This window comes from Pantoea sp. SIMBA_079, assembly GCF_046940275.1.
Classification (GTDB): domain Bacteria; phylum Pseudomonadota; class Gammaproteobacteria; order Enterobacterales; family Enterobacteriaceae; genus Pantoea; species Pantoea borealis.
This window is the reverse complement of sequence record NZ_JAWRYR010000316.1, coordinates 1-271: the sequence shown is the minus strand read 5'-3', so window position 1 is coordinate 271 and position 271 is coordinate 1. Positions and strand designations below refer to the sequence as shown.

Here is a 271-nt window from a genome sequence, read left to right as displayed (position 1 = left end):
CAGGTTGCCATTGTCTTTTGCTGTGGCAAGCCCCACCATCGCTGCTTTCGACTGGTCTGAACAGGGCTTCGCAGTGGCGATATCCTGGTTGCTCAAAACCGTTGTGCGACATGTCGGCTTTGCCGCGCTGCTGGGCAGTCTTCTGCTGGGCGGCTTGCACGCGGATTGGGATTTCTCCCAGATCAGCCGCAAGTCGCAGGGCCTGTACGGCCCACTAGGTGCCGGGCAAGGCCGCATCGATGCCTGGCAGAACTTGATGGCCACGCAGAAG

1 pseudogene is annotated in these 271 nt (G+C 60.5%); it reads left to right on the top strand.

Going from position 1 to position 271, the window contains the following annotated elements:
* Positions 1–271 (top strand): annotated as a pseudogene (locus SB719_RS20185) (hypothetical protein); the annotation flags it as partial.